Source organism: Vagococcus carniphilus (assembly GCF_014397115.1).
Taxonomy (GTDB): Bacteria; Bacillota; Bacilli; order Lactobacillales; family Vagococcaceae; genus Vagococcus; species Vagococcus carniphilus.
In genome coordinates this window covers 1,154,903-1,169,474 of sequence record NZ_CP060720.1, presented here as the reverse complement: position 1 = coordinate 1,169,474, position 14,572 = coordinate 1,154,903, and the positions used below count along the sequence as shown (strand labels likewise).

Below are 14,572 nucleotides of genomic sequence, written 5' to 3'. Positions count from 1 at the left end.
TGAATTAAAACTATCGTCTAATACTATTAAATGATAAAGACTATCGGAAAAGGTGATAAGATGTTGACGAAACAATATCAATACGTTATTGAAGTAGCTGAAACGGGTAATTTTTCTAAAGCTGCTGAAAATCTCTTCATGGCGCAATCTTCTTTGAGTCAATACATCAAAAAATTAGAAAAGGAATTAGGTGTTTTACTGTTTGATCGCTCCACTCAACCAGTGAAACTAACTGAAGCTGGAAAATCTTATTTAAAAACAGCTTATGACATCACTTTTCTAGAAAAACAATTACTAAATCAACTAGAGACTTTTCAACAAGTTAAAAAGAAAAAAATTATTTTAGGTATTACGAGATATTGGGGAAGTCTCCTTTTACCACGCATTTTGCCAGCGTTTCAAAAACGATATCCTTTTATCCAGTTAGAAATGAAAGAAGGAAAAACAAAAGATTTGATTGACTGGCTTGATAACAAACGAATAGACATTGCTTTTTTTACAGCTTCTAGTCAAGATTCTCAGCACTTTTCCTTTTATGAAGAAACCTTTCTTTTAAAAGAAGAAATTCAGTTAGCTGTGTCTTCACAATTATTAGAATCATATCATTTGTCAAATCAAAAAATGACACCACAAAGAATGATGCAACTACCTCTTTTAACTTTGAGAAAAGGACAGAAATTAAGAGGTATCTTTGATGAGTTTGCTAAAGAGGTAAAAGATAAACCAACAATCATCATGGAAACAGAAAACATTACAACGGCTTACAAATTAGCAAGTGTTGGTACAGGAGCTACCCTTATTCCAGAGAAAATATTAGAACTGACTTCTCCCTTTGATGAGGTTCTTCACCTTAGCTTTGAAAAACCAGCCTTTTGGGAACTTAAAGCTTTTACTTTAAAGGATTCTACTACTAATGAAGCCTGTGATTATTTAATGCTACTTGCTCAAAAAGCATTTTTAATTTAAAAAATCTAGTTACAAGCAATCCAAGATTCTGATTGTTTGTAACTAGATTTGTTTTTTTAATCGACTACTGAAATAGTGCCATTCCATTTTTCATTGATAAAATCTTTAATTTCTTTTGAATGTAGCACTTCAATTAATGCTTTCACTCTTTCATCATCTTTATCATCTGTTCTTGTTGCAATCACGTTAGCGTACGGTGAGTTATCCTTTTCAACAATAACGCCATCTTTTTCAGGGTTTAATTGGATATTCTCAGCAAAGTTTGCGTTAATCGCAATTAAATCTCCTTCATCATTTTGGTAAGCTGTTGTTAAAATAGCTGGATCAATATCATACTTGAATTTCAAGTTTTTTGGGTTTTCTTCAATATCATCAAAGGTTGCATTAACTAAGTCAGTGCCTTCTTTAACTTTCACTAAATCAGCATCTTGAAGCATTGTAATCACGCGTCCCCAGTCTGTTTGAGAGTTACTCACTAAAACAGTTGCTCCGTCTTTAACATCAGTTGGTTTCTTAACTGATTTAGAGTAGAAAGCCATCTTTTCTAAGTGAATCGCACCCGCATTAGCAAAATCATAATTTTTATCTTTAATTTCCTTTTCTAAGTAAGGAATGTGTTGGAAATAATTCGCATCAATTTCTTTTTCAGCTAACGCTTTATTTGGTAACACATAATCTTGAAAAACTTTTACTTCTAAATCATAGCCTTTTTCTTTCAAAAGAGGTTTCGCTTTTTCTAAAATTTCAGCATGAGGTGTTGGTGAAGCTCCTACCACTAATGTTTTATTCTCTTCATTTTTTGAATCCTTATCTTTTGCTGCTTGACTCCCTGAACAAGCTGCTAATCCTACCGCTAAAAGTGTCACTAACCCGAGTGATAATAATTTCTTTTTCATATAACATTCTCCTTCATTTCCACTTATTTTTTATAATTAATCAACAACAGAGATGGTCCCGTTCCATTTCTTATTGATAAATTCTTTGATTTCTTTTGAGTGAAGTACATCGATTAATGCTTTCACCCGTTTATCGTCTTTGTCTTTGGTACGTGTGGCAATAACATTGGCATAAGGTGAGTTATTACTTTCAATAATCACGCCATCCTTCTCAGGATTTAAACCAATGTTTTCTGCAAAGTTTGCATTAATTGCAATTAAATCTCCTTCATTATTTTGATAAGCCGTTGTCATGATAGCTGGATCAATATCATATTTAAAGGTTAAATTTTTAGGATTCTCTGCAATATCATCAAAAGTTGCTGTTACTAAATCTGTTCCTTCTTTTACTTTAATTAGTTTCGCATCTTGAAGCATGGTAATCACGCGTCCCCAATCTGTTTGAGAGTTACTTACTAAGACTGTTGCTCCATCTTTTATATCATCTAGTTTTTTAACTGACTTAGAATAAAAAGCCATTTTTTCCAAATGTATTGCTCCTGCATTAGCAAAATCATAATGTTTATCTTCGATTTCTTTTTCTAAATAAGGAATGTGTTGGAAGTAATTCGCATCTAGTTCTTTCTCAGCTAAAGCTTTGTTAGGTAATACAAAATCTTGGAAAACTTTAATTTCTAAGTCGTATCCTTTTTCTTTTAAAAGAGGTTTTGCCTCTTCTAAAATTTCAGCATGAGGCGTTGTTGAAGCACCAACAACTAATTTATCTTTTACTGGAGTTGGTGCTTTTGTATCAGCTTCCCCACTATTTCCAACTAAGAAGAACAAACTAGCTGCTACAACAACAATTAAACCAAAACTAGCTCCAATTTTCTTTCCACTAACTTCTTCACTTGATGTATTTCTTTTATCAATTAGCTTAACTAATACATCTCCGACCCATTGAACAATGAAAACAATTAATAAAATTAAAATAGTTGCTAACATAATAATCGAATAGTCATTTCCCATGAAACCAGCTTGGTAAGCAAGAGTTCCTAAACCACCAGCTCCTACTGCACCAGCCATTGCGGTAAAACCAATCATTGTAATCGTTGTTACTGTACTTCCTGAAATTAAAGCCGGTAAGCTTTCAGGAATTAATACTTTAAAGATAATTTGGAGTCTATTCGCTCCCATTGCTTCGCTTGCTTCAAGTACTTCCTGATCAACCTCTCTAAAAGCAATATCTACTAACCTTGCGTAAAAAGGAGCAGCTGATAAAACTAAAGCTGGAACTGCGGCACTTGGTCCAAGCATGGTTCCAATCAATGCTTTTACAACTGGAAACAGTAAAATCATTAAAATAATAAATGGTACTGAACGAAACGTATTGCTAATTAATGACACCGCTCCGTAACCAAACTTAAATCCAGGCTTGTCACTTTTAGAAAAGTAAAAGAGCATTAAACCAATTAAAATACCAATCAAAATAACAAAAAACATTGAGACAAACGTCATATATAATGTTTCTTTTGTTGCTGTGTAAAAACTTTCTGGATTCACACCACTAAAATCAAAATACGTTTGAAAAAATCCTTTATCCATACTGGATTACCTCCACTCCTAAGCCATTTTTCTCAAAGAATACGATACTTTCACTTAATAGATTAGCCTCTCCAGTTAACTGAACCAGCATTGTTCCAAATGAAGTTTGATTCGTTTGACGAATATTAGCTTGTAAAACATTAATATCAATTGAAAACTCTCGAATCGCTTTTGAGATAACTGCTTCAGTTGCTTTATCTCCTTCAAATAATAGTTTGACAATCATCCCTTCTGGATAAGCATCTAAGAGATATGAAATAGCCTCTTCATTTTCTTCCCCATCAACTAAAGCATCCTGTTTAACAAATTTCTCTGTTACTTTATTTTGAGGATTTTTAAAGACAGATAACACTTCTCCAGATTCAATCACTTGTCCAAGTTCCATAACAGCTACCTTATGACAAATTTTTCGAATCACATTCATCTCATGAGTGATCAGGACAATTGTCAAATCTAATTTTTGGTTAATATCTAATAATAAATCAAGGACTTCATCTGTGGTTTGAGGATCTAAAGCACTTGTCGCTTCATCACATAGAAGAATTTCAGGTTCATTAGCTAACGCTCTTGCAATACCGACTCTTTGTTTTTGCCCACCTGACAACTCGTTAGGAAATGCTTTTTCTTTTCCTTCTAAACCAACTAATTTAATTAACTCTTCTGCTCTTTTTACCCGCTCTTCTTTTGGTACTTTACTCAACTCAAGAGGAAGTAAAATATTATCAATAACAGTTCTTGACCAAAGTAAATTAAAATGTTGGAAAATCATCCCAATTTTTTTCCTAAAATCTCGTAACTCTTTTCCTTTTAGTTGATTCACATTTTTGTCGTTAATAACAACTTCGCCTGATGTTGGACTTTCTAAATTATTTAACAAACGGATTAAGGAACTTTTTCCTGCTCCTGAATAACCGATAATGCCAAAAATTTCACCTTTTTCAATCGTCAAATTGACTTGATTGACTGCTGTTACTTGTTTTTGTTTTGTTTGATATGTTTTAGATACATTCTTTAATTCAATGATGCTCATATTAATTCCTCCTCATTTGGATAACAAAAAAAGCTCCCGTCCTTTATTTACTTTTCAAATAAAAGTAAACAAAGGACGACAGCATTGATCGTGTTACCACCTTTTTTTGTTATCACCTCACAGCAATAACCTCACCCAGTACGCAAGAAATAATTTCTCTGAATACTGTTGTCCGATAACGGGAACTCCCGAAAAAAGTTAACGAATCGCTCACTTTTTTTATGCTCAAAGACCATATTCCATTTTCTTCCAGTTCCTCTTTCCCACCAGCCGAGGTCTCTTGATACTTTTCGAAAATGTACTCTTCTTCTCAACGCGATAATTTATTGATATCAGAATAACAAATAAAAAAAGAGGTGTCAATTATTTTTTTATAAAAAAATGAAAATAAGAGATAATTCTCTCATTTTCATTTCATTTTTTAACAACAAGTTCAATAGCTTCTTTGATTTTTTCTTCTTTTTCATCTTCACTTAAATCGTCCATTGCTAGACAATCCTTCAAATTTTCAGCAACAATCACACCAATCGCTCGATCAATACTTGAGCGAATCGCTGAAAGTTGAATGACCACGTCTCGACAATCTTTGTCTTCTTCTAGCATTTTTAAAACACCACGAATTTGTCCTTCACTTCTTTTCAGTCGATTCTCTATTTTTTTCTTTGTCTCCTTTGACCCCGTCACAAGCTTATCCTCCTAAACTTATTTTTACCTTATTTTAGCCGTTAACTGCTTGATAAAGCAAATAGGAACCATCTAAATTTTTCACTTTAAAGCCATGTTGTAATAGCATACGTTGCGCGATGTAACTTCTTTGACCACTATGACAACTTAAAATAATCTCTTTGTCTTTAGGTAACTCAGACATGCGACTTCTTAATTCATTTAAAGGTAGGTTGATAAAACCCGGGATACTGCCGCGACTAAACTCATCTTTTGTTCTCACATCAACTAAGTAGGCGCCTTGTTCTTGAGCCTTTTCTAATTCATGAAGTTGAATATTTTCAGCTACATTCTCCATAATATTTAGAGCTGTATAACCAGCCATGTTAACAACATCTTTGGCAGAACCAAAAGGAGGCGCATAGGTTAATTCTAACTCTGGTAAGTCTTCCACAGTTAAATTTCCTTTAATTGCTGTTGCTAAGATATCTATTCGCTTATCAACTCCATCAGGACCAACCCCTTGAGCACCATAAATTTCACCCGTTTTTGGATTAAACAATAGTTTCAAGAAAATAGTACTTGCTCCTGGATAATACCCTGCATGGTTTTTACCATCTACATGAATTACATGAAAATCATAGCCTAGTTGATTTAATTGTCTTTCTGTTAAACCAGTTGACGCAATCGATTGGTTAAAGACACGAACAATCGCTGTTCCGATACTGCCTTTATTTACTCGTTTCATTCCTGCAATCACATCAGCTACTTGACGTCCTTGTCGATTAGCTGGTGATGCTAGAGCTATCATTGTATCTTCTTTTGTAATTTGATTGGTAACAATAATCGCGTCTCCTACTGCATAAATATCCTTAACTGACGTTTCATAAGAGTCATCTACTAAGATTCCCCCACGCATACCTAATTCAACACCAGCTGTTTGCGCTAACTCATTTTCAGGTCGAACGCCAACGGACAAAATAACTAAGTCTGTTTCAATTTCTTCCCCTGAATCCAATACTAGTTTCTTGCCCTCTTCTTTGAATGCAACAACACTTTTTCCAGTTAACACCTTTAAGCCGTTTGCTTGTAGCTCATTTGTAATAAAAGCTGCCATCTCATAATCAACCGTTGGTAAAACATGAGGTGCCATTTCGATAATTGTTACCTCAATCCCCACTTTAGCTAAATTTTCAGCCATCTCTAACCCAATAAAACCAGCACCAATGACTACTGCTTTTTTTGGTTTGTCCTTTTCAAGTGACGTCATAATTTTATCTACATCGGGAACATTTCTTAATGTAAAAACATTTTTTGCCTCATCAATTCCTTCAAAAGGTGGAATAAATGGTTTTGCTCCTGGTGATAAAATTAATTTATCATAACTTAATTCGTAAACACCATTAGCATCTTGTACAGTTACAGTCTTTTCTTTTCCGTCTATCTCTGTTGCTTCTGAGTAAGGTCTAACATCTAAATTAAAACGAGCTTTTAGCTTTTCAGGTGTCTGAACAAGTAAATCTTCTCTTTGGCTTATTTCACCAGATACATAGTAGGGTAATCCACAATTAGCAAAAGAAACATAAGGTCCTTTTTCAAGAATAACAATTTCCATCTGCTCATCTAAACGTCTTAAACGAGTTGCAGCTGACATCCCACCTGCAACGCCACCAATAATCACTGTTCTCATCTTATTTACCTACCTTTAATTGTTTTGTCCAACGCATCATACCACCATCAATATTATAAGCGTCAAATCCTTTATCATTTAAGAATTTAGCAGCTTGTTTACTTCTTGCTCCTGAATGACAAATTAAATAAATTGACTTTTTGGTTTTGGGTTGATAAGAAGCTATTTTATCTAAAGGAATATTTTTAGCCTTTGGAATATGACCTTGACTAAACTCCATTTCACTCCTGACATCAATCAATTCGATGGGTTGTTTTAACTTTTCTTCTAACTGTTGGATTGAAATACTAGGTACTTTTTTAAATAGAAACATGACAAACCTCCATTACTTTTATAAACCTAATATACCCCCTACCCTATAAAAAGAAAAATAATATGCTCACATTATTCAAAGTATTTAATTTTTTAATCGTATTAGAACCTCTTCTAATTCTTTTTCTAACGCTTGTTTCTTAGTTTCATCTCCAGGTAAAGATAACTGCGACAGTAAAGAGGTTTTTCTCATTTCTAAAATCATTTTATCTTCTTTTTTCTTTTCTCGTTTAAGCGGTCTTGCCTTTTCAAAGGTTTTTACTATTTTTCTATCTTTAATTTCCAACACATTATCAGCAACAGCCTTAACGAAATAACTATCATGACTAACAAATATAATCGTACCTTGATACGATTTAAGTGATTCTTCTAAAACGTTTAAAGACTCAATATCCAAATGGTTAGTTGGCTCATCTAAAATCAAGACATTACTCTCACTTAAAATCATTTTGGCAATGGCAACTTTAGTTCGCTCTCCCCCACTAAGGACGTTTACTTCCTTTTTGACAGCCTCACCTCTAAATAATAAATGGGCTAACAAGTCTCTTGCTGCTTGAGGCTCATAGATTGACGTTTCCTGAACGTTTTTCAGTACCGTAGAAGATTCATCCAATTGATTAAACGACTGGCTAAAATAGGCAAATTTGGCTTTTTCTGACACCGTTAACTGAGCCTCTTTATTTAGGATAGCTTTTAATAAAGTTGTTTTGCCTACACCATTGCTTCCTATTAATGCTGTCTTTTTCCCAGTAGGAATTTGAAATTGACTATCCAACAGTAGTTTCTTATTTCCCACAGACAAATTAAAAGTTGTTGCTTCAATTACTTGTTTCTTATGGATAACTTGACCTTCTGCAAACGGAATAACTAACTGCTTTTCTTTTCGAGGTTTTTCAATTCTTTCTAATTTATCTAACCTCGTTTCAATGGCTAACGCTTGTTTAGATAAAGCTTTTTTAGCAGTCTGACCTTTTCCTCTTTTATGAAGTCTCGCTTCAGAGTTTCCCATCCTTTTGGGAGCTTTCTTGATACCTGAACTTTTATCGTGTAACTCTTGAATCGAGCCTTCTAAACGATTTTTCTCTTGGACATAATTATCATACTTTTTAGCGTATTCTTTTTCTTCAACTTCTTTTTGAGACAAGTAATTATCATAGTTTCCAGGATATAATCTAACACTTCCGTTATCTATTTCTAAAATACTATCACTTACTTGATTTAAAAAATCTCTGTCATGAGAAACGGTTAAAACCAGTCCTTTAAAATGACCTAGTTCTCTTATTAAATAAGCACGACCTTCTGAATCCAGATGATTAGTTGGTTCATCTGCTAATAAAATATCACTGTAATGGGCTAAACTCTCTCGTATTTTTTCCTTTGTTTGTTCTCCACCGCTTTTTTGACTATCTTCTTTTAAGAATTGATCAATAACAGTTACTTCACCAGAACAATTAATAGAACCTTCATCCACTTTGACTTTTCCTTCAATCATTTTAAGAAGCGTTGTTTTCCCGCTTCCGTTCTTCCCAACAATCCCAATTCTTTCACCATCACCTAACGTTAGATCAGGTATATCAATTAATAATCTTTCTCCAATGTATTTCTTTACTTGATTTATTTTTATAGACATAAAAAAACATCCTTTCGCTTACGAATGGATGCTTTTATCTTTTATATATACAAAAACAGCACAAAGAAATAGAAAAAATTCCATTCTTTGCTTTTTTAGTATAGGTAAAAAGGGTATACTCATCCACTCATAATTTTTTTATTTTTCAAAAAATTAGTTAGCGAATGATTTCCACATAGTTAACTTACCTATCCCTTTCTTAGATTCGCCATCATAATATCAAATATCTTTTAAGATTTCAACTATAAATCCCTTGATTAGTGACATTTATTTGATAAAATGATAATGTTAAACATATGCACTGCATGAAGAAAGGAAGTTTCAAATGTCTTCATTTACATCAAAAACCGAGGAACGTCATTATTATGAAACACAAGTTTCTGAACAAGAATTTTTAAACTGGTATAAACAACAACATTTTCCTACACAAGATATGCCATCTGTCACTGTTGACATGGTTCTATTTTGTTACAATAAAGAAATGGATGATTTTAAAGTACTTTTGATTAAAAGAAATACCCACCCTTTCCAAAATTCATGGGCCTTACCGGGAGGGTTTGTTCAAAAGGGAGAAGCAACTTCTGATAGTTGTATTAGAGAGACGAAAGAAGAAACAAATGTGTCTATTACAAGAAGTCACATTGAGCAACTCCATACCTTCAGTACACCTAACCGGGACCCTCGTGGCTGGGTGATTACAGTCAGCTACTTAGCCTTTATTGGCGAAGAACCATTAAAAGCTGGTGATCAAGCATCTGATGCGTCATGGTTTTCATTAGAAAGAAAAGGAAATCTTCTTTACTTAAAGAATCCTGATGAATCAGAGATTGTTCTTAATATTGAAACAGGTGAGTCTCTAGGAAAAGAAACGTTAGCATTTGACCACTCAGAAATTATTATTAAAGCTTTTAACCGTGTCTGTAATAAAATGTACCATGAACCACAAATCTTGCGCGTTTTAGGAAATCAGTTTACAATTACAGAAGCAAGAAAAGTTTATGCTAAGTTTTTAGGAGTCAATTATAGAGAAATTGACCACTCAAACTTTAAGAAATCTATGTTACCTTTTTTTAAGGAAATTGGCGAAAAACCTACTGGGGTTGGCCGTCCTTCAAAAATCTACGAATTACACTTTTAAGCTTTTATTCTATTAGAAAGAAGTGAGGATTTTATGCAAAAAATAATTTCATCAACTGATGGTTCTCCCATCTTTTACCAAACAATTGGCAGCGGTGAACCACTCTTTTTTATTCATGGTAATAGTGGTAGTCATCAATATTTCAAACGCCAAGTGGATTATTTTAAACAGCATTATCAGCTCATTCTGATGGATACAAGAGATCATGGCTATTCAAAAAATAATGCCAATAAATTAACCTTTGGTCAGATTATGAATGATATGAAAGTCATCTTAAATAATGAAAAAATTAAACAAACTGCTTTGTTTGGATTTAGTGATGGAGCAAATATTGCCTTAACGTTTGCAGCTCATAATCAAAAATTCGTTAGTAAAATGGTACTTGTTTCACCTAATATTACGTTTAACCAGCTCACTCCTACTCAAAGAGTTTTATCAAATAATTTGTACTGGATGGCTAAAAACGTTTTACGATCTGAAAAAAAATCAAGAGTTTTTCAATTAGCTAGAAAAGACTTACCCATTTTACCGGAACAAGCAAAACACATTGAAGTCCCTTCTTTATTTGTATTAGGAGACCATGACATTGTTAAACCTGAAAAATTAGGCTCATTTGTCAAAAAACTCCCTAATGCTACCTTAGAAATCATCAAGAATTGTGGACATTCTGTTCCAAGACTAAAACCAGAGCAACTAAATAAACTCAGTTTAAATTTCTTAACAAAAAATGCCGCTCAGATTTAATAATCTGAAGCGGCATTTTTGCTAAATATGATAGTGTTTGTGACGTTTAATTTCTTCTTCTACTTCTTGAGTCATTCGTTCAGTTGTTTCTTCATCCCAATTATAATACTGACTCATATAATTAATAACTGCCTCTTTTGTCTCTAGACATCTATTAATGTTAAAGAGCATCATACTACTTCTTCTAAGTAGAAAATCAATTGGATGTAATACCATTTCTTCTTCTAAGCCGTAACGAAGCATAGCGTATGTTTCATCATCTAAATTCGTTTCATTTGTTTCCATTAAATAATCATAAACTTTAGTCACATTAGCACCATAACGATGAGTTAATCTGATTGCTACATCTTCTGGTAAGTTGTAGTTTTCAGTTCCAATTCGGATACCATCTCTTAAAAATTCATCGAAACCAAGGCTACCACCAACTTCTCCACCAGATAGAACTTGATATTTTGTTTGACATGAAATGTACTCAGCCTCGTGGTCCTTCGCCATATCTTTTAAGACTTTATCAACAATTTCTTCTGCCATTTTACGGTAACCAGTTAACTTACCTCCAGCAATAGAATAAAGACCTTTTTCTGAAACAAAGATTTCATCACGTCTTGAAATTTCAGAAGGATCTTTTCCATCTTCATGAATTAAAGGTCTCACTCCTGCCCAAGCAGACTCCACATCATCAATTGATAATGGTTCAATATCAAACATTTGATTGACACCATTAATAATATAAGTCACATCTTCTCGCTTGATTTCAGGTTCAGCTGGATTTTTTTCATAGAATGTATCTGTTGTTCCGATATAAACTTTATTTTCCCTTGGAATAGCAAACATCATTCTACCATCGTTAAAAGGTGTATCAAAGTAAATTGAGTTTGAAATTGGGAATTTAGCACTATCGACTACAACGTGAACGCCTTTTGTTAAATGAAGGAATTTTCCTTTTTTAGAATTGTCCATCTCTCTAATTTTATCTACCCAAGGACCTGCTGCATTGATGACACGTTTTGCATAAATACGGTATTCTTTTTGATTAATCGTATCTAAAACAGTTACACCAATAATCTTTCCTGTCGTGTTGCTATAAAGAAGTTTAATCACTTTTGCGTAGTTCGCAATTAAGCCTCCCAATTCATTTGCTTTTTTGATAGTTTCAAGCGTTAGTCGACTATCATCAGTTCGATACTCAACATAAACACCAGTTCCTTTTAAGCCATCTTTTCTTAAATAGGGTTCTCTTTCTAACGATTCTTCTTTATCTAACATAAATTTACGTTCATCTTTTTTTACTCTAGCTAGTCGGTCATAGATATCTAAGCCAATTGAAGTTGTAAAAGAACCAAATGTGCCTTTTGCATAAAATGGTAAAACCATTTTTAAAGGAGTTGTCACATGAGGTGCATTTTCATAAACAACTGCTCTTTCTTGACCCGCTTCAGCAACTGTTTTGACATCAAACTGTGCTAAATATCTTAATCCGCCATGAACCAATTTTGTTGAACGACTTGATGTGCCAGATGAAAAGTCTCGCATTTCAACCAACCCAACATCTAAACCACGTCCTACACCATCTAAAATAATTCCTGCCCCAGTGATACCTCCACCAATAACTAAAACATCCAGTTCATTGCGGGACATTTCTTCTAAGTGTTCTATTCTTTCTTTATTTGAAAATAACATAAAACCCCTCCTAGGCGACTTTTAGTATATAAAACGTTTACAACTATTATTTTAACACACATCATTTTTTTTTTACTAGAATTTGTTTAAAAACCACAAGAAAACGTTTACATTCAAGTTTTTTATGATAGCATGAAAATAGATATTATCAAAGGAGGTTGTTATTTTGGATTGGTTAATTTTATTTCAAATTTTTATCATTAATTTCACGTACATTACCCTAAATACCATTCGTTTCATGTTAACAATGAAAGGATATCGAGTGATTGCCCCACTTGTTAGTATGGTGGAAATCACCATTTACATTGTTGGTTTATCCCTTGTATTAAATCACATCGATAGTCCACTAAACATCTTTGTTTATGCACTTGGGTACGCTGTTGGAATTAGTGTTGGCATTCGAATTGAAGATTACTTAGCACTTGGCTACATCATGGTAACAGCCATTATTCCTGATGATGATTTAAAACCTATTTTAAGTGCAGAAATTAGAAATGCTGGTTACGGGGTTACCAAGAGTTATGGAGAAGGAAAAGATGGTCGTCGTGTTATTTTAGAAATCCTAACACCAAGAAAAGATGAACGAGCTCTATACAAACTAATTAAAGAATTGGATGAACGTGCTTTTATTATTTCTCATGAACCTAAATACATATCTGGTGGTTTCTGGACCAAAAAAATTAGAAAAAAAGCAAAATAAATGACAAAAAATCACAAAAACTTTTTTAGTTTTTGTGATTTTTTTATTTTGACTAACAAACTTTTTTTAATAACCTTTATTGATTTTGTTTTGAGTGCTCTTCAATTAGTTGAGCAGATTCTTCAATTGATTTATTTTCTACATTAATAACAGTTGCCCCTAATTTTTGATACAACTCTTGAGAAAATTTCAATTCTTCTTTGATTCTCTCCAATGAAACATAAGAAGAACTACCTGTCAGACCTAATGACACTAGACGAGATTGTCTAACTTTTCTAATATACTCTGGATCAGCTGTTAAACCAATGATTCTTTTTCCATCAACTTGGAATAACTCTTTTGGAATCGGAACTTCTGGAATTAGTGGCAAGTTTGAAACTTTAAATGAACGGTTTGCTAAATACATACTTAATGGTGTTTTAGACGTTCTTGAAATTCCTAAAATCACTATATCAGATTTAGCAAATCCCTTAGGATCTTTTCCATCATCATAACGAACAGAAAACTCAATCGCCTCCACACGATTAAAGTAATCCTCATCCATTTGATACAAGGTTCCACTTTTATGAGTTGGTGTTGTTTGTGTTCTTTCTGAGATAATATTAACGAGTGGCGACATATAATCTACGTGCTCTAAACCAGTTCTTCTTGAAAAATCCGCACATAATTGGTTCAGTTCTTCGTCAACTAAAGTAGTAACAACAATCGCTTTTTCTTTCAGCGCATCTGCCAATATATTTGTTAAAACTTCCTTTGAATCCACAAATGGAAATTTTTTTACCTCGTAATCAGTTAAATCTGGAAATTGAGCTAAAACCGCATTAATTACGCGCTGTGCTGTTTCTCCAATCGAATCTGAAATAACAAACATTCTAACTTGTCTATAGTGTTTTTCTCTTAATTTATTCATTAGTTTCTTTCGCTCCCCATTTTTATAAAGTGTTCCATAATGCGTGTTTTAGAAATTTTTCCAATTACTTTTTTAGATCCCTTGATCTCAACTACTGGTAGTGAATCTACCTCATGCTTAGTTAGCAATCGACCAGCTTCTAAAACGCTCATCTCTGGATAACTTACAATGATATTTGGCATTCTTGTCATAATAACTGCAACAGATAAATCATTGTCTTGATTATTTAGTAAACTTCTAAGCAAATCTTTTCTTGAAACCAATCCAATTAAATCACCTGTTGTTTCATCCGTTACATACAATGAACCACTATCATACATAAACAATGAGGTTGTTGCATCTCTCACTGTTGTTTTAGGAAACACGATAATACTTGGTGTCATCAGCGCTTCAACTTTTGTTTCAAATAATTGTTCATGAAGCAATGGCTCAAAGCTTAATCCTGAGTAAATATAGCCAACTTTAGGACGAGCATCCAACACACCCGTCATGGTTAAGACGGCCAAATCACTTCTTAGGGTAGGCTTTGTTAACCCTAAAGATTCAGCAATTTTATCACCACTAATAGGTTCATTTGCTTTCACAATTTCAATAATCGCTTTTTGACGTTCACTTAATTCCATCTTTTC

Annotated in this window: 14 protein-coding genes, 1 pseudogene and 1 other annotated feature; of the genes and pseudogenes, 4 read left to right on the top strand and 11 right to left on the bottom strand. The window is 33.4% G+C overall.

The features are described 5' to 3' along the window. Positions 1-60 precede the first annotated feature (60 nt). Positions 61-966: a LysR family transcriptional regulator gene (locus tag H9L18_RS05845; protein ID WP_185847480.1), complete on the top strand. Its 906-nt coding sequence runs from the start codon at positions 61-63 to the stop codon at positions 964-966. A gap of 56 nt (positions 967-1,022) precedes the next feature. Here H9L18_RS05845 and H9L18_RS05840 read toward each other — a convergent pair whose 3' ends face one another. The 8 genes and pseudogenes from H9L18_RS05840 to abc-f all read right to left on the bottom strand — a co-directional run bounded on the left by H9L18_RS05840 (position 1,023) and on the right by abc-f (position 8,771). Next, complete coding sequence (locus tag H9L18_RS05840) at positions 1,023-1,862, bottom strand: MetQ/NlpA family ABC transporter substrate-binding protein (protein WP_126793848.1); 840 nt, start codon at positions 1,860-1,862, stop codon at positions 1,023-1,025. Between the two features lie 36 nt (positions 1,863-1,898). Continuing rightward, a complete protein-coding gene (locus H9L18_RS05835) occupies positions 1,899-2,774 on the bottom strand; it encodes a MetQ/NlpA family ABC transporter substrate-binding protein (protein ID WP_376765019.1) in 876 nt (291 codons plus the stop codon). Then, positions 2,763-3,446 (bottom strand): annotated as a pseudogene (locus tag H9L18_RS15380) (methionine ABC transporter permease); the annotation flags it as partial. The gene H9L18_RS05835 and the pseudogene H9L18_RS15380, both read right to left, overlap by 12 nt. Continuing rightward, the gene (locus H9L18_RS05830; protein WP_126793851.1) at positions 3,439-4,476 is read right to left on the bottom strand and encodes a methionine ABC transporter ATP-binding protein; all 1,038 of its coding nucleotides are present in this window, start codon (positions 4,474-4,476) and stop codon (positions 3,439-3,441) included. The pseudogene H9L18_RS15380 and the gene H9L18_RS05830, both read right to left, overlap by 8 nt. A gap of 68 nt (positions 4,477-4,544) precedes the next feature. Continuing rightward, positions 4,545-4,799 (bottom strand) — a binding site (T-box leader). A gap of 91 nt (positions 4,800-4,890) precedes the next feature. Further along, positions 4,891-5,160, bottom strand: a complete 270-nt coding sequence (locus tag H9L18_RS05825; protein WP_126793853.1) for a metal-sensing transcriptional repressor — start codon at positions 5,158-5,160, stop codon at positions 4,891-4,893. 34 nt (positions 5,161-5,194) lie between these two features. Beyond that, positions 5,195-6,829 (bottom strand): FAD-dependent oxidoreductase, encoded by a 1,635-nt coding sequence (locus H9L18_RS05820; RefSeq protein ID WP_126793855.1) that lies wholly within the window; start codon positions 6,827-6,829, stop codon positions 5,195-5,197. Position 6,830: 1 nt separating this feature from the next. Beyond that, complete coding sequence (locus H9L18_RS05815) at positions 6,831-7,142, bottom strand: rhodanese-like domain-containing protein (protein WP_126793857.1); 312 nt, start codon at positions 7,140-7,142, stop codon at positions 6,831-6,833. An 84-nt stretch (positions 7,143-7,226) separates the two neighbouring features. Further along, the gene (gene abc-f / locus H9L18_RS05810) at positions 7,227-8,771 is read right to left on the bottom strand and encodes a ribosomal protection-like ABC-F family protein (RefSeq protein WP_126793859.1); all 1,545 of its coding nucleotides are present in this window, start codon (positions 8,769-8,771) and stop codon (positions 7,227-7,229) included. Between the two features lie 325 nt (positions 8,772-9,096). Here abc-f and H9L18_RS05805 point away from each other — a divergent pair, with 325 nt between their 5' ends. Both H9L18_RS05805 and H9L18_RS05800 read left to right on the top strand, forming a co-directional pair. Further along, positions 9,097-9,909 (top strand): NUDIX hydrolase, encoded by an 813-nt coding sequence (locus H9L18_RS05805; protein WP_126793861.1) that lies wholly within the window; start codon positions 9,097-9,099, stop codon positions 9,907-9,909. A 33-nt stretch (positions 9,910-9,942) separates the two neighbouring features. Further along, entirely contained in the window at positions 9,943-10,653 is a 711-nt protein-coding gene (locus tag H9L18_RS05800) for an alpha/beta fold hydrolase (RefSeq protein WP_126793863.1), read from the top strand. A gap of 21 nt (positions 10,654-10,674) precedes the next feature. Here the strand turns inward: H9L18_RS05800 and H9L18_RS05795 are convergent, their stop codons facing one another. Further along, positions 10,675-12,333: a glycerol-3-phosphate dehydrogenase/oxidase gene (locus H9L18_RS05795; protein ID WP_126793865.1), complete on the bottom strand. Its 1,659-nt coding sequence runs from the start codon at positions 12,331-12,333 to the stop codon at positions 10,675-10,677. 163 nt (positions 12,334-12,496) lie between these two features. Here H9L18_RS05795 and H9L18_RS05790 point away from each other — a divergent pair, with 163 nt between their 5' ends. Beyond that, entirely contained in the window at positions 12,497-13,033 is a 537-nt protein-coding gene (locus H9L18_RS05790) for a DUF2179 domain-containing protein (RefSeq protein WP_185847489.1), read from the top strand. A 76-nt stretch (positions 13,034-13,109) separates the two neighbouring features. Here H9L18_RS05790 and H9L18_RS05785 read toward each other — a convergent pair whose 3' ends face one another. Beyond that, positions 13,110-13,943: a pyruvate, water dikinase regulatory protein gene (locus tag H9L18_RS05785; protein WP_126793869.1), complete on the bottom strand. Its 834-nt coding sequence runs from the start codon at positions 13,941-13,943 to the stop codon at positions 13,110-13,112. Beyond that, positions 13,943-14,566, bottom strand: a complete 624-nt coding sequence (locus tag H9L18_RS05780) for a helix-turn-helix transcriptional regulator (protein ID WP_126793871.1) — start codon at positions 14,564-14,566, stop codon at positions 13,943-13,945. The genes H9L18_RS05785 and H9L18_RS05780 overlap by 1 nt, the downstream gene beginning before the upstream one ends. Between the last annotated feature and the right edge of the window lie 6 nt (positions 14,567-14,572).